Source organism: Herbaspirillum sp. RTI4, from assembly GCF_034313965.1.
Lineage (GTDB): Bacteria > Pseudomonadota > Gammaproteobacteria > Burkholderiales > Burkholderiaceae_D > Herbaspirillum.
In genome coordinates this window covers 1789760-1809057 of sequence record NZ_JAVIWQ010000002.1, presented here as the reverse complement: position 1 = coordinate 1809057, position 19298 = coordinate 1789760, and the positions used below count along the sequence as shown (strand labels likewise).

Sequence of the window (19298 nt, the reverse complement as noted above, 5' to 3'; positions counted from 1 at the left end):
AGAAAATTGCCGGGCAAAAAACAGCACCGCACATTTTTCGTTCCGCTTTACTTCACTTACAGATTAAACAAAGTCGTCATCATGTCGCTGGCGGCCTGAATGATCTTGGCACCGGCCTGATAGGCTTGCTGATACTGCACCAGCTTGGCTAATTCTTCATCCTGATTGACTCCACTGATCGATTGCTGCTCCGCAGTCAGCAACTTCAAGCGGGTAGTTTCAGCGGTCTGCATCACATTATTTTGATTGGTTTTATTACCAATCTGGCTCACCAGTTGCGAATAAGAACCTTGGAATGTGGTATTGCCTATCTGATTACTGGTCTGAAGCCCGGACAACAATTCTGAATTCCGGTTATCACTCACGCCGCTGACATTGGGCCCCAAAGTAAACGTATCGCCATTGCTGGGCTGGCCGGTGATAGTAAAGCTGGCACCGCCGGTGGTGTACGTTGCGCCGGGCGAATAAGCAATTGCAGCGCCGGAAGCATAGTTCGTTACGATGCCATTCACATCCTTCACGCTGGTCGCAGCGGACGGGGTCAGGATCAATGTGCTGGCAGTGCTGTTAAAGCGAAATGTCGAGGTCGACGTTAAAGGTGCGCTGAGATAAGAACTATCAATACTGCCTGCGCTAATGGTCGCATTGCCAGTATTGGCGGTGGTCGGCGCAAGATTGAACGTATCGCCATTGGCCGGAGTGCCGCTCAGGATAAAACTGGCGCCGCCGGAACTGATCGTCGCACCGGCGGAATAAGTAATGGCAGCGCCGGCGGCAAAATTAGTCACATTACCGCTGGTGTCCGTCACGGTAACCGCGCCGGGAACAGGCGTCGCCGGCGTTTGCGTCAATGCCAGAGTACCGGTCCCGGAAGCATAGGTGTAGGTGAAAGTGGTACCGGGCGACAAAACTGTCGAATCCACCGCGCCACCACTCACCACACCCGTGCCGGTATTCGGCGTTCCCGGAGTTCCGTTGGTCGAGTTGATCGAGCTGACCGCCGTTATGCCGGTAGTAATAGGCGCTGCAGCCGCGATATTTTGCGTGCTGGCTAGCGCCACTGTCATGGAACCGGCGGCATTGATGGTGGGTTGTACCAGAAAGCTGTCGCCGGCACTCATGGTCGCTGCATCACCGCTAAAGGTGACGCCATCAACCACTTGTGAGAAGGTTGTCGGCGCAGACACCGGTGCGGCAAAAATGGTCTTAGTGCCATCACTGGTGCGGTTGATCGTGAAGTTCGTACCGTCGAACTTCATGGTGTAATCGCTGGTCGAGAGCTGGCTGGCATTAGTCACTTTAGCCGTCAGCACTCCTGCGGAATTGTTTGTTCCAGCAGTGACAGCCGGATCGGCCACCGTAAAGAAATTTCCCCCGGGGTTGCCATTCTGATCCAGACCCAACTTGTTTTGCGCATTGAATGATTGCGTCAAAGCGACCGCAATCCGTCCCAGTGAATTTTGTGCGGCATCCAGCGTGCTGCTGCGGTAATCCAGTAATCCGCCAAGTGTGCCGCCAGAGATGCTGGCATCGGGCAAAATCACATTTTTATTGCCTGTGCTGTAGGCGACTTCAAGGCGGGTAGGATCAGCGATCGAAGGCGTTGCGGTCAGGGTTGAAACACTCGCTCCCAGCACCAGTGGCTGTCCGGTACCGATAAAGACGCTATAAGCACCGTTATCCTGCGCGACCGTACTGACCTTGACGACCTTGTTCAAACTGGCGATTACCGCATCGCGCTGATCCAGCAAATCGTTAGGCGGCTGACCGCCACTCGTGGTGGCTTGTGCAATCGAGGTATTAAGTTGTGCGATCTGCTGCGCGTAAGAATTGATCGAAGTGACGCTGGAAGTGATTTGGCTGTTGATGCTATTACGGCTCTGCACCATCTGATCGTTCAGGCTGTGCAGCGTTTCCGTCAGCGTCTGGGCGTTCGACAGTACCGACTGGCGCGAAGCAGCAGCATTCGGATTGGAACTCAGATCTTGCAAACTGGTAAAGAAAGATTGCAGGGCAGGCGACAGACCGGCAGAGCTATCGGCCAACAGATTATCAATCGCACCGATCTCCGATCCATAGGCGCTCAGCGCACTGGAGGTGCTTTGGGATGTCAATACCTGCTTGCTGGTGAACTGATCGTAGACCCGTGTGATGTCGGCAATTTGCGTACCCTGTCCGACGAAACCAGAACCGTAGTTGATGGCGCCAGCGGAACTTTGCTCGACCACCTGACGGTTGTAACCGGCAACAGTTGCATTGGAAATATTATGGCTGGTCGTAGCAATGGCTGCCTGCGCTGCTGCAAGCGCACTGATACCAATGCCCTGGATATTTGTACCCATAATTATTTCTTTTCAGACGTGACGTATGTGGTTGTTTTAACGGCATATCGGCGCAAAACTTGAGCGCCGATACAAAAACTTACACCGCCAGCGACTGGCGGATGATGCGCGTTAATTTGTCGGCGTAATGCGGATCGGTTGCATATCCGGCACGTTGCAGGCCGTGAGCAAAGCCATTGATGTCCTGAGCGTTGGCCAGGACTTTTTCATAACGGGGATTACTGCGCAACATCTGCGCGTAATCGCGGAAGGCATCGGCGTAAGAATCGTAGGCGCGGAATTTTTCCAGCTTGCGATGCGGCACGCCATTGACGTATTCCGTCGTGTTCGCTTCGACAACCTTGCCGGTCCAGTTACCGGTCGCCTTGACGCCGAACAGATTGTGGCTGGTACCGCCATCACGCGTAAAAATTTCACGTTTTCCCCAACCTGTTTCCAGCGCGGCCTGCGCCAGCATGAACGTGGCGGGAATGCCCGTCGTACGGCTCGCTTCTTCCGCATCGGCTTGCAGCCGGGACTGGAAAGCTTCGACATGCGCGGCCCGTGGCTGGTTTTTTTTGCGGCCTTGATGCGCATTGTTTTTGCCGTCGGCGTCGGCGCTGCCATTACCGGTCATGGCACCGGAGTGCGGTGTCAGCCGGGCTTTGTCCAGTTCACTCATCGTATGGTGATCCAGCAGCGAAGGCGTGGAAGCTGACGGCTCATCGCCCTGCTCCAGTCCGGTCGGCATGTTCGCTTTATTGGAAAGTTGCTTGATCAATACTTCGGCCAGACCCACGCCGCGCTGCGCCAGAGACTGGCTCAGTTGTTGGTCTAACATGGACGTAAACATTTTCGATTGCTGACTATCGAAAGGACCATCCTGTGGCGTCGCGTCACGCATGCTTTTCATCACCATGTTCAGGAACATGCCTTCGAACTGCTTGGCCACGCCCTTGATGGCTTCAGGAGAATTTTGCTGCGCCGACAAGCGCAGTTTATTCAATCCGTTGGCATCAATGGCCAGACTTTCTGGCGCCTTGTTATCGTTAATGTTATTGACCATGGCAAACCCCGGTTAAATGACTTGCAGCTCGGCGCGCAAGGACCCGGCCGCTTTCATTGCCTCAAGTATGGCCAGCAAATCCTGTGGCGAGGCACCAATCGCATTGAGCGCTTTGACGACGTCATTGAGCGAAGCACCGCCCTTGAGCAGCAGTACCTTGCCTGGATCTTTGGTGATGGCTATCGAAGCATTTTGCACGCCCGCAGTCTGACCGCCGGCGAGTGCATTCGGCTGGCTCACGCTGTTATCGGCGTTGATCACGACGGAGAGATTGCCATGCGATACCGCACAGGTATCCAGCGTGACTGATTGATTCATCACCACCGAGCCGGTGCGTGCGTTGAGAATTACCTTGGCGGGCAAGCGACCAGGCGTCACATCGATACTTTCCAGCGCGCCGAGGAAGGCTACCCGTTCGCCACTGCCGGGCGGTACGCGCACCCGAATCACACGGCCATCCTGTGCCATGGCGGTACTCGAACCGAAGCGCTGATTCACCGCGTCCGACACCCGGCTGGCAGTAGAAAAATCGTTGTCCTTCAATTCCAGATTGATGATGTCGGACTGGCCCAACTGAGTCGGCACTGCACGTTCAACTGTCGCGCCGCCGGTGATGCGTCCCACACTCAGATGGTTGACTACTGTTCTGCTGCCGGCCGCTGCGGCACCCACACCACCGACCAGAATGTTACCTTGCGAAATCGCATAGATCTGACCATCGGCACCTTTGAGCGGGGCCATCAGCAAGGTACCGCCACGAAGACTTTTCGCATTACCGAGCGACGACACCGTCACGTCTATGGTCTGTCCGGGTTGCGCGAAGGCGGGAAGCGATGCCGTCACCATGGCCGCAGCCACGTTTTTGAGTTGCATGCTGGCCGTGGCGGTCGCTGGCAGATTGACGCCCAGTTGCTGCAACATGCTCACCACACTCTGCACGGTAAACGGCGTTTGTGTTGTCTGATCGCCGCTGCCATCGAGACCGACGACCAGTCCGTAACCCACCAGTTGATTCTCCCGAACGCCCTGGATGCTGACCAGATCCTTGAGGCGCTCTGCCTGGCTGACGCCAGCGGTGAGCATGGTCCCTGTGCAAACCAGCAAAGAGAGAAGAATGCGGCGCAGCGATGCGTTGTGGTCAGAAAATTTCATCAGTGTCTTTCAAAAACTAGAACGGCATCACGCTCAGGAAAAAGCGGGAGAGCGATGACATCACAGAAGCAGCATCGATACGGTTATTGGTACGGTATTCCACTCGCGCATCGGCCACCTGCAGCGAGGACACGGTGTTGCCTGCGCCGATCATGTCGGGACTGACCACGCCGGAGAAACGGACATACTCCACTCCTTTGTCCAGCGCCACTTGCTTTTCGCCGGCCACTTGCAGATTGCCGTTACTCATCACGTCGATCACGGTCACGGCAATGGTGCCGGTGAACGTATTGCTGGACGAGGTGGCATCCTTGTCGGCGAACGAGTTGGCGCTCGAACCGGACGCGCTCAATTCATTGATGCGAATGCCCAACACGGACGGTGCAGCGGCGACGACGGAACCCGTTTTGCTGCCTGAACTACCAGCGGCCTTCACGGCCGTTGTGTTTTCAGCAATGACGATGGTCAGCGTATCGCCGACCAGCCGTGCGCGCCGGTCTTCCAGCATCGGGCGATAAGCGGCGGATTGAAAAATCGCGCCATTGTTGGCGGGTGCCAGTGATGAAGGCGATGGCTTGGCGGTGCGTTCGGAAGTGACGATCGATTCCGGCACGGTATTGCAGGCGGCGAGCAACATCGTTGTCAGTGCGATGACCGCTACAGCGCAAGCGCGCTGCCTGCCGTTCATGCATGTCGTAGAAAGATGTTTGCTCATACTGTGCCTCGCCGCTGCGGTGCCACGCAAGGTGGCCATTTGAATTGTCTGCATTTCCCGGATTGCCTGAATCACTACTTACATCTGCGACAGCTTGGACAGCATTTGATCGGAAGTGGTGATCGCCTTGCTGTTGATTTCATACGCACGCTGGGTCTGGATCATATTGACCAGCTCTTCCACCACGTTGACGTTCGATGTTTCCACATAGCCTTGAGTCAGCGTGCCTGCGCCGTTGGTACCTGGCGTGCCGGTATTCGGCGTGCCAGAAGCCGCCGTTTCCTGATACAGATTGCCGCCCTTGCTGGACAAGCCGGTCGGGTTGATGAAGGTCGCCAACTGAATGGAACCGACAGTGGTGTTGGTAATGGCATTGGGCAAAGTCACCGAGACCGTACCGTCGGCACCGATCGTGAGCGATTGCGCGGTGGCGGGAATCGTGATGACCGGCTGAACGGTATAGCCGCTGGCGGTGACCAGTTGGCCCTGGCTATCTGTCTGAAAAGCACCGTCGCGCGTATAGGCGGTGGTGCCGTCCGGTAACAGCACCTGGAAAAAACCTGCGCCGTTAATGGCCAGATCCTTGGAGTTGCTGGTCTGCTGTAAATTTCCTTGGGTAAAAATCCGCTCTGTCGCGACCGGCTGTACACCGGTACCGAATTGCAGACCGGAAGGCAATTGCGTCTGCTGCGAAGATTGTGCGCCGGGTTGACGCACTGTCTGATAAAGCAAATCTTCAAATACGGCGCGCGAGCTCTTGAAACCGTTCGTGCTGACGTTGGCCAGATTGTTGGAAATCACATCCATCTGGGTTTGCTGCGCATCCAGACCGGTCTTGGAAATCCACAGGGAACGAATCATAAAATTTCTCCAGAATGCAGGGCATTCATTAGCTCAGCGATAATAATTGTGTAGCCTTGGCTGCATCGCTTTCGGCGGTTGACAGGGCTTTCATGTTCATTTCAAACTGACGCGACAAATTGATCATGTTGACCATCGCCTCGACCGTGTTGACATTGCTGCCTTCCAATGCGCCGGATGCCAGCGTGACGTTGGGATCGGAATCAGCCGGGTCGGGGCCATCGACGCGAAACAAACCATCATCGCCGCGCTTGAGGGTGGCAGGATCGGGATTGACCATTTTGATGCGGCCGAGAATATTGACGGCATTCGGCACACCGGTATTAGGAATCGAAGAGACGGTACCGTCTGCAGCGATTGCTACATTCACATCGGGTGGAATAGTGATCGGCCCGGTTTCACCCACCAGATTTAATCCTGCGGTGGTTTGCAACACGCCGGTTGCATCGATTTTCAGACTGCCGCTACGGGTATAGGCTTCTGAACCATTAGACGTTTCTACTGCGAGCCAGCCATCACCCTGTATTGCCACATCCAGCGCGCGTCCGGTCTGCTGTATCGGCCCGCCGGTAAAGTCGGAACCGACCGTGGCATTAACCACAAAAGCGCGGGTTGGCAAACCATCGCTGACAATCGGTACGGAACGAAAAGTATTCAGTTCGGCCCGAAAACCGTTGGTCGCCACATTCGCCAGATTGTTCGAGACATTGGCTTGCATCTCCAGCGTTTGCTTGGCACCCGTCATGGCGGTATAGATCAAACGATCCATTGTTTATTTCCTGTTCAAGGCTAAGCAAGCTGACCAGCTTTCGCCATTGGTCGATCCTGCGGAAAAAATGGGATGAAGCACTCTGCCCTGACGACGCTGATTTACGCGTCGCCTTCTTATGCGTCGCCTTTTTATGCGATCTGGATCACCGATTGCAATACCGTATCCTGCGCCTTGATCGATTGGGCATTGGCCTGATACACACGCTGCGCGACAATCAGTCCGACCAGTTCGGAAGTCAGATCGATATTCGAACTTTCAGTTTGTTTCGATTGCAACGCTCCCAGTCCACCGGCCGTCGGCTGGCCAATCAGGGGGACGCCCGCAGCGGCAGTAGCGCCGTACAAGTTATTGCCTCGTGACTGCAAGCCGTTGGGATTGGCAAAGTTGACCAGCAGCACAGTACCCAGCGCCTTGGTCTGGCTGTTGGAATAAGAACCAGTGATGACACCGTCTTGCCCGATATTGAAACCGCTCAGCACGCCTGGGGCGGTACCATCCTGCGCTTGCGCCACTGTCGCAAAAGCGGCACCCGTCTGCGTGGTACCCGTGTAATTGAGCGCGATACCGGCCGGAGCAAATGAGGCACCGGCACGCGGAGTCAGTTGCAGATTGGCCATCGAAGACGAGGTCATCAGGCCGGAGGAGTTAAAGGTCAGCTGTCCGGTACGGGCCTGCGCCGTGCCGCCGGTAGCAACACCGTTCTGCGTGACGGTATCGGAAAAAGCGCCGGTCGACAGTTTGCTGCCAGTAAAGTCCATGGCAATACCGTTCGTCGAAAAGCTCCCGCCCAATTGGGGATTGGCGACGGTGGACGAGGTCAGCGCGCCGGTGCTGTCGAAGGTCAGCGTACCGAGCGCCGCGCCAGCATTCAATATGGTGCCGGGCAAGGTGGTGCCGGTAGAACCATATACTTTCCATGTCGTAGCGCTGGTCTTGACGAAGAATGTATTGAGGGTTGTCGCAGTTCCCGTACTGTCATAGACAACCGTCTGATGAACGTTGTTGTAATCGGTACCGGCGGTCGTTCCGAGAAACGGCGAGGCAGGTGTAATCACCGCCGCGCTGGAACTGAGATTCAGGTTATTCGCGTTATAGGTGGTTTCTGCCGCAGTACCAGCCGCCGGATAAGCCGTACCGTCAACCGTTGTGTAAACGTCCCAGGTTGTGGTGCCGTTAGAGGCGGGATTTTTCACATAATACGTCTGCGCATTATAGGTATTGCCCAGGCTGTCATATAAGGTCACGCCGGTCGTGCTGTTGTAGCTGGTCGGATCGGTGGCGCTGAAAGGTGAGGTGGTCGGCGTGGAGTTACGCGAATCCAGATTCAGCGATGTCGTGACCTTCGTCGTTTGCGTTGCCGGAATATTGGCGGTGTTGATCTGCAAGGGGGTCGGATCGCCGCCTGTCACGCCTTGCGCCCAGCCGGTCAGCAGTGCGCCTTTTTCGGTCGGGTTATTGATATAGCCATCTTTGGTCAGCTGAAACTGGCCGTTACGGGCGTACAGAGGTGTTTGGTCTGTCGTGCTGGCAACCATCCGAAAAAAACCGTTGCCGTTGATGGCAATGTCGAGCGGGTTGCTGGTACTGGTCAGACTACCCTGGGTAAACGACTGCGCCACGTTGGCATTAGCAACCCCGATACCCACACCGCTATTGGCGGAAAGATTGACTGAATTGGCATACATGTCGGCAAACTGCGCTGCCGATGATTTGTAACCGACCGTGCTGGCATTGGCAACGTTATTACCAATCACATCCAGCTGCTGGGCTGCGCCATTGACGCCGCTTAAACCTTGTTGAAAACCGCTCATTATTTTTTCCCCTTGACGCTCGTTATCACGATGGCCAAATTAAAAGGTTTGAAGGACATCGGAAATGTTGATGGAGCCGATCGTCGAGACATTCAGCTTGGCGCCGCCGGTGCTGCTTTGAGAGATGCTGGCCACCGTTCCGTACGACAGTGGCGTTGCAGCCACTGCGGTACTGCCAGAGGTTGCCTTTACGGTGAACGTGTAGTTGCCTGACGCAGCCTTGGTGCCGCTGTCCGTGGTGCCATCCCAGGTAATCGGCAATACGCCCGCAGATTGCTGACCGAGATTCGCAGTATGAATCGTCTTGCCGTTAGCATCCTGAACACTCACCGTCACAGCGTCAGCGCTGCCCGCGAGATTGACGCCCATGATGCCCTGCTGCGTGCTGGTACTTGTGCCGTCGGTGGCTGTTGTGGTGTTCGTCGTCAACGCGACCGATGAACCTGCTGCCAATACGCCGTGACCAATCATGTTGGTGGCTTGCAGCGCTTGCGAGGATTGCAGATTCGTCATCAGCGAAGACAGCGTCGTATTGAGCTGACTGATGCCGCTGACCGTGGACATCTGCGCCATTTGCGTAGTCAGGTCTGAATTGGACATCGGATTGCTCGGATCCTGATTTTTCAGTTGCGCCGTCAGCAAGGTCAGAAACTCGTTCTGAACAGCGTTGCTGGAACTAGTCGAAGCGCTCGTAGCGGCTGCAGCGCTTGTATTGTTGACACTAGCCAGCAGGGAGTTGGAAACAGATGACATGGGAAAATCCTTGGTTATTGACCGATGGTCAGTGTTTTCATCAACAGAGTTTTGGCGGTATTCATGATCTCAACATCACTCTGATACGAGCGCGAAGCGGAAATCATATTGACCATTTCTTCGACCGGATTAACATTGGGCATCGAAACGTAACCATTTTCATCCGCCTGAGGATGCTTGGGGTCGTAGACCATCTTTGGTGCAGACTGGTCTTCCACGACTTTATCGACCTGCACACCGCTCGATTGAATGCTGCCAAACGGTAGCGTGCTGAACACGACTTGTTTGGCTTTGTACACTTGCCCATCGGGGCCAGCTGTACTATCGGCATTTGCCAGATTGCTGGCGACGACGTTAAGCCGCTGCGATTGCGCGCTCATGCCGGAACCGGCGACATTGAAAATATTGGAAAGAGACATGAGGATTAACCCGGTTGAATTGCGCTGGTCAGAGTTTTGATCTGCCCGCTAACGGCGGTCACTGCTGCCTCATAGCGGATAGCGTTATCAGCAAACTGTGTCGTTTCCACGTTCATGTCCACGGTGTTGCCGTCAATGCTGCCCTGTGCCGATGGCCGGTACAACAAGGGCGATCCGTCAATGCTACCGTCGCCAGTCGGCTTGCCGGCATAATGCGCGCTCGAGGTGCGCGTCATCTCAACCGGCGGCAAAGTATTAGCGGGCGGCGTCATGGCATTTTGCAAAGCCTTGGAAAAATCAATGTCACGCGCCTTATAGTTCGGCGTATCGGCGTTGGTGATATTGGACGCCAGAATCTGCTGGCGCTCTGCGCGCAGATTCAGCGCTTTTTCATTGAATTGCAAATAACTATCTAGCTTTGCCACCATCACACTCTCCCATACCAGCAACTGACAATATCGTCATTCATGTGGATTTATATACGTTGGATCATACAAGCCACATTCGGAAGTGATCGCTGGATAAAGGTAGAAAAGCATGTCCTGTTCAAGGTTTAAACAACTGTGCCGATAAGTACCATTCTCCTGGCTGACCATGGGGCCAGGTTATTGATCGCCAAGGCTCGTCATATGAAATTAATTACTCTTCCGCTGCGCTTGAAATCACCCATTTTCGGGATACTTCTGGCCCTGCTTTCGCCGGCATTGATGGCGCAAAACAACCCGGCACCCCGGCAGGATCTGGCCGAATTGCAACGCATCGCAGAAAGTTTTTTGCGCAATAAATCGATTGGATTACCCGGCGATGTCAAAGTCACGGTCAATCCTGTCGACGCGCGACGCAACTTGCCGCCATGCACTGCGCCCGACGCTTTTTCACCCAACGGCAGTCGCCCCTGGGGACGTACCACGGTTGGCATCCGCTGCACAGGGTCGGCAACATGGACCATTTTTATGACGGCCAATGTGCAAGTCATCTCCGAATATCTGGTGACCACCTCCTCCCTGGGACAAGGACAAATGATCACGGAGCGCGACATTAGCCGCCTCAAGGGCGATCTGGCAGTCCTGCCGAACAACGTGCTGACTGACGAAACTCAGGCAATCGGACGCACTACCACCATTTCCATGAACGCCGGCACCCCGTTGCGACAAGATGCATTGCGCACACAGTGGGCAGTGCAGCAGGGCCAGTCCGTTCACATTGTGTCCAACGGCCCCGGTTTTCAAATCACGGTGGAGGGACACGCCATATCGAACGCCGTCGAAGGCCAGTCGGCGCAGGTCAGAACTCCCAACGGACAAGTCATCAGCGGTGTCGTCCGTCCCGGCGGGATCATCGAAATTCCTTATTGAGAATTCGGTAAAAATAGGCCAGCTTCCATTTCTGGAATACATACATCTCAAAATTGAGCAGAAAAGAGCCTCTGTTTAACGCATGGGGTGAGCAAATTCTGGCGTATCTTAATGTCTGGTATGATGCAGGTATGAAATTGTGCGTGGAATATTGCTGTAACCCTCTGTTTTATATTGGGTAAATCCAGATTAATGCTAAAGTTCTCGTTAAACTGGTCGATAAAAAAGACAATACGTAGCTTGGTTACCTTTTAACCAGACAAGGACACGCTGTGAGCATTGATAATTCCCTCCAAAACACCAGTTATCCGCAGTCCGGGATAGCTCAGGTTCGCATCAACGGCAACAATGCCAAAAATGCGCCCGTCGGCAACGACGCCCCAGCTGCGGCTGCATCCTCCGCGCCGGAAACGACTGACACCAAAGAACCTGCGAAAGATAGCGTTAAGTTATCGAGCCAGTATCAGGCGCTGGGTAGCCAGGTTTCCAGCAGCACCAGTTTCGATGCGAAAAAAGTCGCTGCGATCAAGACCGCCATTGCTAACGGTGAATTCAAGATTGATCCTGAAAAAGTAGCGGCTGGTTTGCTCTCAACAGTCAAGGATCTGATCGGCGCGCGCGCCTGAAGGATGCGACGGATGCAATAGTCATTCGGCAATAGTTATTCGTCAATAGTCATTCGGCAATAGTACTTAGTCCTTAGTCATAGGTTTCCCTTTTAGCCATGCCCAATAAGACAGACACCCCCGCCAGCTTATTAAAAGAAGAACAGCAAGCGACGCTGGGTTTACTGTCCTCTTTGCAACAAGAGCAAGTCGCGTTATTGCAGTCAAACAATGCACTGACGCCGGAAATCATCACCATCAAGGCAGAAACGATCTCATTGATGGCGCACTTCGCGGAAAAGCGCCACACCATTCTGGAATCATTGGGTTTCGAAGCGTCTGAACAAGGCATGCAAAGCTGGATCGATCAGGATGGCAACGCCGACATTCTTTCCACTTGGAAGCAAATTCTGGAAACAGCGACCGCTGCGCGTGAACTGAATCGTTTGAATGGCATGCTGATCAGCAAGCAACTGGCATTCAATCAAAACACCCTCGACATTCTGCAAGGCAAACCCCTCGGCGGCAGCAATTTCTACGGTCCAGACGGGCAATCCAACCTGAAACCGGGTGGTCGCACTTTGGGCATAGGCTAAACCCCCCATACCGAAGCAGCATAAAAAAAGAGCGCATTGCGCTCTTTTTTGTTATCCATCGCAAGCTGCCACTCACGTAATACATCAAACCAGCATGTCCCTGCTTCGATGTGGCAGGCCGCGCTCAATCCATCCAGCAAACAGCACCGAGTCGTTAAGCTGCGCCGGTCCAGGCGTCTTGCCGCAACTGGCTTCGCATGCGGGCAATCGCCTGACTATGCAATTGACAGACGCGCGACTCCGACACGCCCATCACCGCACCAATTTCCTTCAGATTCAACTCTTGCTCGTAATAAAGTGCCATCAGAATTTTTTCGCGCTCAGGCAAGGCCCGAATGGAATCGACCACTGCCTCGCGGAAACCTTCATCAACCAGACTCTGCAAGGGATCATCGGATTCCCCCGTCTGATGTCGATCCAGAAAATGCTCATGACCACCGTCGCCATCGTGAAAATCTTCGTAATAAATTAACTGGTGGCCACCGCAATCGCCCAACAACTCCTGGTAGTCTTTCAGCGGCATCTTGAGGTGATCGGCCACCTCCTGCTCTTGCGGTGGACGACCAAGCTGCTGCAACAGCGCCTGAATTGCATTTTCGATCTTGCGCGTATTTTGCCGGATGCTCCGTGGCAGCCAGTCGGTACTGCGCAACTCATCGAGCATGGCACCGCGTATGCGCTGCACGGCATAGGTTTCGAATTGCGCGCCATGCGTATCTTCATAACGGTTAACGGCATCCAGCAGACCGATCATCCCGGCCTGAATCAGATCGTCTACCTCAACGCTGGGCGGCAACTTGGCCTTCATTTGATGGGCGAGTTTTTTTACCAGAGGAGCATGCTGCTCCAGCAGATTAGGTTTGCCCACCTTGCCATTGACGTTATACATGAACGTCATACTCCGATAGAGACAGGGCCGAGGTCCATGTCATAAGCCGATGCGGCGATAAAAGGCGCACTGAATTGCTCCGCAAGACGATTGAAGGCGAGCGCCGCCGCCGTGCGAGGAAACGCATCCCCCACCGACCGGCCCAATACCGCAGCACGCGCCAAGTGAATATCGGCCGGTACCGACCCCAAAAACCGCAATTGCGACGCCAAATACCGGCTGGCCGCCTTGGACATATTGGCAAACACCGTTTGCGCATCCCGATCCGAACTACCGGTCACCAGCAAACTCACTGGCCGCCGTCCCAGTTTCTCGTTCAGACGCTTCAGCAAAACGTAGGCCGCTTTGATCGATGCCGAATTGCCCGTGACCTGGATAATGATTTCACCCGCTTCCATAGTGGAAAGCGGCAGTCCATCTTCCTCATCCAGTTCCGCATTGACCAGCATCAGATCGACACGATCCACCAGGGTATTGAATATCTGCGACAAACGCAGCGCCAGCGGATGCGTACCCAGCGATGCCACCGGCCCGCTCAGACGGGCAATATTAAAACCTTGCGGTGTCATGCGCACGGCATCGTCAAGCGCGTGGCGCTGTGTGGCCACGTCCAATAAAGACGCTGGTGCCGGATGGCTGAGCCGCGATAAAGCGCTGCTGGCAATGCCCGAATCCAGCGCATCGACCAGCAGCACATTGCTGCCAGAACGCGCCAGCGAACCCGCCAGATTAATCAGCGTGCTATTTTTTTCTGCAATCGGCAAGACCGACAGAAAAGTGAAGATACGTGGCTTGGGACGCTCCAACATGCGCCGCAAACCTTCCGCCTGATCGATCACGATGTTAGCCAAGATTCACCTCGCGCAAACTTTTATCCTGCATGGAACGCGCGGTCGGGCCGACAATCACCGGCAATTCAGCATCCTGAAATTCAAACGGCGCGGTTTCGCGTTTCAGTTTGAAAGCGCGATCCACCAGATACAACTTGTTGGCGACATGCAAATCTTCCGGCACACGCTGGCCGTTAGCGACATAAAACAGATTGAGCTTCTGACGGATCACGATATCGAGCACATTGCCGATGGTCGCTGCCTCGTCCAGTTTGGTGACGATGCAACCGGCCAGACCATTACCCTGATACGCGCGCACGACTTCGTTGAGGGTGCCGCCGGTAGCGGTCGCATTCAGGCAAAGCAAGCGTTTGACGCCCATGCCGGCAGCCGACAGCATTGCCACCTGTTCCGGCACCATCTGATCGCGCTGTCCCATACCGGCGGTATCGATCAGCACCGTATGTTTATTGCGCAACTCTTCGAGCGCGATGCGCAGGTCGGCTTCATCTTTCACCGAATGCACCATCACGCCGAGGATTTTGCCGTAAATGCGCAATTGTTCGTAAGCGCCGATACGATAACCATCGGTGGTAATCAAGGCCAGTTTGCCGGGTCCGTGTCGCATGACGCAACGCGCCGCCAGCTTGGCCGTGGTCGTGGTTTTACCGACACCGGTGGGGCCGACCAGCGCGAAGACGCCGCCCTTTTCCAGCATGTCGCTTTCGTTATCCAAGGTCAGCAGATTGCGCGCCAAGATCGTCTTGACCCACGACAAACCATCCTTCATCTGGAAATCGACCGGCAATTTTTCAGTGAGCAAACGCGACAGGCTGGCGCTAAACCCGGCTGCCAGCATTTCGCGCAGAATCGCTGCTCTGAGCGGTTCGCGTTTTTGCGTCGTGCCCCAGGAAATTTCCGCCAGCTGCGTTTCCAAGGCCCCGCGCATGGAGCGGATTTCACTCATCACTTCGCCGAAATTGCCGTCGTAATCCTTGCTAGGCGACAGCGCAGCCGCTGCCAGTTGCGCCGCCAGATTCAGCGCCGCGCCAGCGGTCTCGACCGGTGCGGCCTCTGCGGCCATTTGCTGTAAAGGGATGTGTTGTCGCGCCTCTCCCTGCGCCGGGATCACTGGTTCAGGAGCCTGAGATAAGAAAGCCTGTTGCAGCGGCGTTTGCTGCATCGGTGTTTTCTGCACAGGCGCTTGCTCTTGCGCCGCCCGGCTGGCTCCCCGGCTGCGCCATACGTCCGCCCTTTCGCTCTCTTCCGCGCGCGCGGCCTGTGCATTGCGCTCTTCAACACGGCTAGGCGAGGACATGAATGCACCGGCAATTTTGGCAGCGGCGATTTTTGCCACAGCCGAAGCGGCAGAAACCGGCGGCTGGGTAAATGCAGGTTCGATTGCCGCCGTCAGTGCTGCGGCTTTGGCCGCCGCAGCAGCACTCGCGGCGCTCTGCTCCGCGCCGGGTGTGGCGCGCCGGAAAACTTGCGCTTTTTCCATCGCCGGCACCACGAACGACGACATGTCTTCATTGGCCATGGCCAGAATTTCAACCACGCCGTCTTCGTTGGTGCGATTCGACAGAATCACCGCATCGGAGCCCAGCGTTTCGCGAACATGCCGCCATGCTTCTCGCGACGAATTTGCGACGAATTTCTTAACATTCATGCAGGGCCTCCAACTAGGCTTGTCACTTTAATCGTTTTTGAATCAGGAAGTTCGGAATGAGATAACACTTTTACTTGTGGTAATGCGCGACGCAAGAACTTGGCCAGCAATGGTCGCAGCGGTCCGGGCACCAGCAATACTGGGGTATGTCCCAATCCCTCTTGTTTACGCATTGCCTGTTCGGCCTGCACTATCAGCGTGTCGGCCAATCCAGGCTCGATACCACCGCTTTCAGCACCGCTGGCTTGCAGGGCTTGCAGGAGCAATCGCTCCAGCTTGATATCCAGGGTCATCACGGGCAATTCCGTTTCGTTCGGGAAAATCTGCTGCACGATCGCTCGTCCCAGCGCAATCCGCACCAGCATGGTCAGCTCGTTCGGGTCCTGCACACGCACGGCGTTTTCGGCCAGCGTTTCGATGATGGTGCGCATGTCGCGGATATGCACGCCTTCGATCAGCAAGTTTTGCAGTACCTTCTGCAAGGTCGCCAGCGAAAGCATTTTCGGCACCAGATCTTCCACCAGTTTCGGCGAATCCTTGGCCAGATGGTCCATCAGTAGCTGCACTTCTTGCCGCCCCAGCAATTCTGCTGCGTGGCTATTGATCAAATGATTCAGATGGGTGGCAATCACTGTGCCGGCATCGACCACGGTATAGCCCATGGTTTGCGCTTGTTCGCGCAAGCTATTGTCGATCCAGATGGCAGGCAGACCGAATGCCGGATCGGTGGTCGTGACGCCCGGCAAGGGTCCGGTCACCATCCCCGGATTGATCGCCAGAAACTGGCCGGCATTGGCCTCGCCCTTACCCACTTCCACGCCTTTGAGCGAAATACGGTACGCCGAGGGCTTCAGTTCCAGGTTGTCGCGGATATGCACCGGCGGCGAGAGGAAGCCGACTTCCTGTGCGAATTTTTTACGAATCCCCTTGATCCGGCGCAATAACTCGCCGCCCTGCGCTTTGTCGACCAGCGGAATCAGACGGTAGCCGACTTCCATGCCGAGCGTATCGATAGGAACGATGTCTTCCCATGTGGCGTCTTCCATTTCAGGCGCAGCCGCTTTGGGTGCGACCGGAGGCGGCACGATTTTTGCGGCGATACGCTTGCCGACCAGATAGGCGGAACCGCCAATCGCCATCGACAACAACAGAAAAGCAATGTGCGGCATTCCTGGAATCAAGCCCATGCCGCCGATGATCGCGGCCGTGATGTACAGCACTTGCGGTTTGGCGAATAACTGATTAACCAGCTGGCCGCCGACGTCTTCATCATTGGCTACGCGCGAGACCACAAAACCGGCTGCGGTCGAAATAATCAGCGAGGGAATTTGCGCGACCAGACCATCACCGATGGCGAGCAAAGTGTAATTTTTCAGCGCCGACGCAAAGTCGAGGTCATGCTGCACCATCCCGACCACCAGCCCGCCGACGATGTTGACGACGGTCACGATAATGCCGGCGACCGCATCGCCACGCACGTATTTACTGGCACCATCCATCGCGCCATAAAATTCGGCTTCTTGCGAGACTTCCTTGCGGCGCAGCCGCGCCTCCGGTTCACCGATCAGGCCGGCGTTCAGGTCGGCGTCGATTGCCATCTGCTTACCTGGCATCGCATCCAACGTGAAGCGTGCGCCCACTTCGGCGATACGACCCGCACCCTTGGTCACGACGGTAAAGTTGATGATGGTCAGAATGATAAAGACGACGATACCGACGGTGTAGTTACCGCCGATCAGGAAATGGCCGAACGCCTCAATCACCTTACCGGCGGCGTCCGGCCCGGTGTGACCTTCGGTCAGAACAATACGGGTAGAGGCGACGTTGAGCGACAGTCGCAGCATGGTGCTGATCAGCAATACTGCCGGAAAGGCGATGAAATCCAGTACCTTGACCGTGTAAAGGCTGGTCAGCAGCACGATGACAGACAAGGCGATATTGAAGCTGAACAGGATGTCGAGCGCAAATGCGGGCAGCGGCAGGATCATCATTGCCAGCATCATGATGATCAGTATCGGCGCTGCGAGTTGCTTGCCGCCCTTGAGCGGCGGCATCCATGTCGGGAGGGTAAGGCGGCGAGTTGCCATTAGCGGACAGGCCCGGTAGCTGTTGCAATAGCGGCGGCAGTGGCAGCAGCGGCAGCGATTGCGGCCGGATTCAGCGGATCAAGTTCGGGAGGCACGGCCAGTTCACCTGGTTCATTAGGGCGATTACCGCCGTACTGGCTGAACGTGCGCAATTGAAAGATGTAAGCCAGGACTTCGGCGACAGCGGTGTACAAGGCCTCGGGAATTTCATCGCCAATTTCAGCATGGGCGTGCAAGGCCCGTGCCAAAGCCGGTGCTTCCATCAGCGGTATCCGGTGTTCGCCGGCCAGTTCGCGAATTCTCGCAGCGACTGCATCGGAACCCTTGGCAATCACTTTTGGCGCGCGCATCTCGCCATCGGAGTATTTGAGCGCGACGGCATAGTGAGTTGGATTGGTAATAACAACGTCGGCAGTCGGGATCTCGGACATCATGCGACGGCGCGCCATGGCCCGTTGTGCCGCACGAATCTTGGCTTTGATTTCCGGATTACCATCCGCATCTTTTTGTTCCTGCTTGACATCCTGACGCGACATTTTCAGCTTTTCTGCGTAACTCCAGAGCTGGTAAGGCACATCGATCGCGGCAATCACCAGCAATGCCGCCGCCATCGTTAAAAAGCAGCGCCACAGCAGATCTCCCATATGGGAGCTGCTGGTTTTCAGTGGCTCGACGGCCAGACCCATGACGGCATCCATGTTGTTGCGGATCACCAACCAGGCGACACCGCCGACCAGAACGGTTTTGAGCACGCTCTTGCCTAACTCGACTAAGGAGTTGAGCGAGATGATGCCTTTGACGCCATTGAAAAAATTGAGTCGCCCAAAGTTGGGTGCCAGCGCCTCGGTAGAAAACAGCCAGCCCCCCATGATCAGCGGCGATGCGACCGACGCCAGCAACATCAGGAACGCCAATGGCGTTAAGGCGACCATGACTTCTGTCAGATCCCCACCTATCCGCCCGAACAAAATGCCGGTATCAAACGCCTGCTCCCGTTCAAACGACAGCATGGATACCAAAGTGTGGTTGAGACTCAGCGCCAGTTTGTCGCCAAACATCCAGACAGCGCTTCCGCCGATGAGCAGCAGCACGCAAGTAGCCATTTCGCGCGAACGAGGGATGTCGCCCTTGGAGCGGGCGCTTTCGAGGCGCTTACTCGTGGGGGCTTCGGTCCGTTCCTGATCGCTATCTCCGGCCATTGCCGACTCCCTTTATTCGATGCCCTGCTTCTGATTCATGTTGGGGAACCTCTGCTGAAGTCTGACGAGTGCTGCAAAGTAAGGCAAAAAGTAAGATCGCATTCAGTGCGACAAACTTCACAGCCCTGATATTGCGCCATGCACAGCTTAAGCAGGTGTCCCTTAGGTCATCAGATACGATTATCGCTGATATGCCAA

Annotated in this window: 18 protein-coding genes; 3 read left to right on the top strand and 15 right to left on the bottom strand. The window is 55.4% G+C overall.

Annotated features, from left to right (window positions below):
* Window positions 1–56: 56 nt before the first annotated feature.
* From flgK to flgB, 10 genes are all read right to left on the bottom strand, one after another.
* Window positions 57–2342, bottom strand: coding sequence for a flagellar hook-associated protein FlgK (gene flgK / locus RGU70_RS08225; RefSeq protein WP_322208912.1), 2286 nt, complete (start codon window positions 2340–2342; stop codon window positions 57–59).
* Window positions 2343–2421: 79 nt separating this feature from the next.
* A complete protein-coding gene (gene flgJ / locus RGU70_RS08220; protein WP_322208911.1) occupies window positions 2422–3387 on the bottom strand; it encodes a flagellar assembly peptidoglycan hydrolase FlgJ in 966 nt (321 codons plus the stop codon).
* A gap of 12 nt (window positions 3388–3399) precedes the next feature.
* A complete protein-coding gene (locus tag RGU70_RS08215; RefSeq protein WP_322210738.1) occupies window positions 3400–4470 on the bottom strand; it encodes a flagellar basal body P-ring protein FlgI in 1071 nt (356 codons plus the stop codon).
* A gap of 85 nt (window positions 4471–4555) precedes the next feature.
* Complete coding sequence (locus RGU70_RS08210) at window positions 4556–5227, bottom strand: flagellar basal body L-ring protein FlgH (protein ID WP_322208910.1); 672 nt, start codon at window positions 5225–5227, stop codon at window positions 4556–4558.
* Between the two features lie 105 nt (window positions 5228–5332).
* On the bottom strand, window positions 5333–6115 hold the full coding sequence (flgG, locus tag RGU70_RS08205) for a flagellar basal-body rod protein FlgG (protein WP_322208909.1): 783 nt from the start codon (window positions 6113–6115) through the stop codon (window positions 5333–5335).
* Window positions 6116–6143: 28 nt separating this feature from the next.
* The gene (gene flgF / locus RGU70_RS08200; RefSeq protein ID WP_322208908.1) at window positions 6144–6884 is read right to left on the bottom strand and encodes a flagellar basal-body rod protein FlgF; all 741 of its coding nucleotides are present in this window, start codon (window positions 6882–6884) and stop codon (window positions 6144–6146) included.
* Window positions 6885–7015: 131 nt separating this feature from the next.
* Complete coding sequence (locus RGU70_RS08195) at window positions 7016–8698, bottom strand: flagellar hook-basal body complex protein (protein WP_322208907.1); 1683 nt, start codon at window positions 8696–8698, stop codon at window positions 7016–7018.
* Between the two features lie 39 nt (window positions 8699–8737).
* A complete protein-coding gene (locus tag RGU70_RS08190) occupies window positions 8738–9451 on the bottom strand; it encodes a flagellar hook assembly protein FlgD (protein ID WP_322208906.1) in 714 nt (237 codons plus the stop codon).
* A gap of 14 nt (window positions 9452–9465) precedes the next feature.
* Window positions 9466–9870, bottom strand: a complete 405-nt coding sequence (gene flgC, locus RGU70_RS08185; RefSeq protein ID WP_322208905.1) for a flagellar basal body rod protein FlgC — start codon at window positions 9868–9870, stop codon at window positions 9466–9468.
* Window positions 9871–9875: 5 nt separating this feature from the next.
* Window positions 9876–10298, bottom strand: a complete 423-nt coding sequence (gene flgB / locus RGU70_RS08180; RefSeq protein ID WP_322208904.1) for a flagellar basal body rod protein FlgB — start codon at window positions 10296–10298, stop codon at window positions 9876–9878.
* 201 nt (window positions 10299–10499) lie between these two features.
* Here flgB and flgA point away from each other — a divergent pair, with 201 nt between their 5' ends.
* From flgA to RGU70_RS08165, 3 genes are all read left to right on the top strand, one after another.
* Window positions 10500–11225 carry a flagellar basal body P-ring formation chaperone FlgA gene (flgA, locus tag RGU70_RS08175; protein WP_322208903.1) on the top strand — a complete coding sequence of 242 codons (726 nt, stop codon included), beginning with the start codon at window positions 10500–10502 and terminating at the stop codon, window positions 11223–11225.
* Between the two features lie 272 nt (window positions 11226–11497).
* The gene (gene flgM / locus RGU70_RS08170; protein ID WP_322208902.1) at window positions 11498–11851 is read left to right on the top strand and encodes a flagellar biosynthesis anti-sigma factor FlgM; all 354 of its coding nucleotides are present in this window, start codon (window positions 11498–11500) and stop codon (window positions 11849–11851) included.
* A gap of 98 nt (window positions 11852–11949) precedes the next feature.
* Complete coding sequence (locus tag RGU70_RS08165; RefSeq protein WP_322208901.1) at window positions 11950–12426, top strand: flagellar protein FlgN; 477 nt, start codon at window positions 11950–11952, stop codon at window positions 12424–12426.
* A 154-nt stretch (window positions 12427–12580) separates the two neighbouring features.
* Here RGU70_RS08165 and RGU70_RS08160 read toward each other — a convergent pair whose 3' ends face one another.
* From RGU70_RS08160 to flhB, 5 genes are read right to left on the bottom strand one after another with little or no spacing between them, the layout of a single operon-like run.
* On the bottom strand, window positions 12581–13315 hold the full coding sequence (locus RGU70_RS08160) for an RNA polymerase sigma factor FliA (protein ID WP_322208900.1): 735 nt from the start codon (window positions 13313–13315) through the stop codon (window positions 12581–12583).
* 5 nt (window positions 13316–13320) lie between these two features.
* Window positions 13321–14166: an antiactivator of flagellar biosynthesis FleN protein gene (locus RGU70_RS08155; RefSeq protein WP_322208899.1), complete on the bottom strand. Its 846-nt coding sequence runs from the start codon at window positions 14164–14166 to the stop codon at window positions 13321–13323.
* Complete coding sequence (flhF, locus tag RGU70_RS08150; protein WP_322208898.1) at window positions 14159–15814, bottom strand: flagellar biosynthesis protein FlhF; 1656 nt, start codon at window positions 15812–15814, stop codon at window positions 14159–14161. The genes RGU70_RS08155 and flhF overlap by 8 nt, the downstream gene beginning before the upstream one ends.
* Window positions 15811–17901, bottom strand: coding sequence for a flagellar biosynthesis protein FlhA (flhA, locus tag RGU70_RS08145; RefSeq protein WP_322208897.1), 2091 nt, complete (start codon window positions 17899–17901; stop codon window positions 15811–15813). The genes flhF and flhA overlap by 4 nt, the downstream gene beginning before the upstream one ends.
* Window positions 17901–19100, bottom strand: coding sequence for a flagellar biosynthesis protein FlhB (gene flhB, locus RGU70_RS08140; RefSeq protein WP_322208896.1), 1200 nt, complete (start codon window positions 19098–19100; stop codon window positions 17901–17903). Before flhB ends, flhA begins: the two co-directional genes overlap by 1 nt.
* Between the last annotated feature and the right edge of the window lie 198 nt (window positions 19101–19298).

Excerpts from the sequence above, each read along its gene's own strand:
- flgK (WP_322208912.1), bottom strand. The coding sequence starts at position 2,342 with ATGGGTACAAATATCCAGGGCATTGGTATCAGTGCGCTTGCAGCAGCG.
- flgJ (WP_322208911.1), bottom strand. The coding sequence starts at position 3,387 with ATGGTCAATAACATTAACGATAACAAGGCGCCAGAAAGTCTGGCCATT.
- RGU70_RS08215 (WP_322210738.1), bottom strand. The coding sequence starts at position 4,470 with ATGCTCACCGCTGGCGTCAGCCAGGCAGAGCGCCTCAAGGATCTGGTC.
- RGU70_RS08210 (WP_322208910.1), bottom strand. The coding sequence starts at position 5,227 with ATGAACGGCAGGCAGCGCGCTTGCGCTGTAGCGGTCATCGCACTGACA.
- flgG (WP_322208909.1), bottom strand. The coding sequence starts at position 6,115 with ATGATTCGTTCCCTGTGGATTTCCAAGACCGGTCTGGATGCGCAGCAA.
- flgF (WP_322208908.1), bottom strand. The coding sequence starts at position 6,884 with ATGGATCGTTTGATCTATACCGCCATGACGGGTGCCAAGCAAACGCTG.
- RGU70_RS08195 (WP_322208907.1), bottom strand. The coding sequence starts at position 8,698 with ATGAGCGGTTTTCAACAAGGTTTAAGCGGCGTCAATGGCGCAGCCCAG.
- RGU70_RS08190 (WP_322208906.1), bottom strand. The coding sequence starts at position 9,451 with ATGTCATCTGTTTCCAACTCCCTGCTGGCTAGTGTCAACAATACAAGC.
- flgC (WP_322208905.1), bottom strand. The coding sequence starts at position 9,870 with ATGTCTCTTTCCAATATTTTCAATGTCGCCGGTTCCGGCATGAGCGCG.
- flgB (WP_322208904.1), bottom strand. The coding sequence starts at position 10,298 with ATGGTGGCAAAGCTAGATAGTTATTTGCAATTCAATGAAAAAGCGCTG.
- flgA (WP_322208903.1), top strand. The coding sequence starts at position 10,500 with ATGAAATTAATTACTCTTCCGCTGCGCTTGAAATCACCCATTTTCGGG.
- RGU70_RS08165 (WP_322208901.1), top strand. The coding sequence starts at position 11,950 with ATGCCCAATAAGACAGACACCCCCGCCAGCTTATTAAAAGAAGAACAG.
- RGU70_RS08160 (WP_322208900.1), bottom strand. The coding sequence starts at position 13,315 with ATGTATAACGTCAATGGCAAGGTGGGCAAACCTAATCTGCTGGAGCAG.
- flhF (WP_322208898.1), bottom strand. The coding sequence starts at position 15,814 with ATGAATGTTAAGAAATTCGTCGCAAATTCGTCGCGAGAAGCATGGCGG.
- flhA (WP_322208897.1), bottom strand. The coding sequence starts at position 17,901 with ATGGCAACTCGCCGCCTTACCCTCCCGACATGGATGCCGCCGCTCAAG.
- flhB (WP_322208896.1), bottom strand. The coding sequence starts at position 19,100 with ATGGCCGGAGATAGCGATCAGGAACGGACCGAAGCCCCCACGAGTAAG.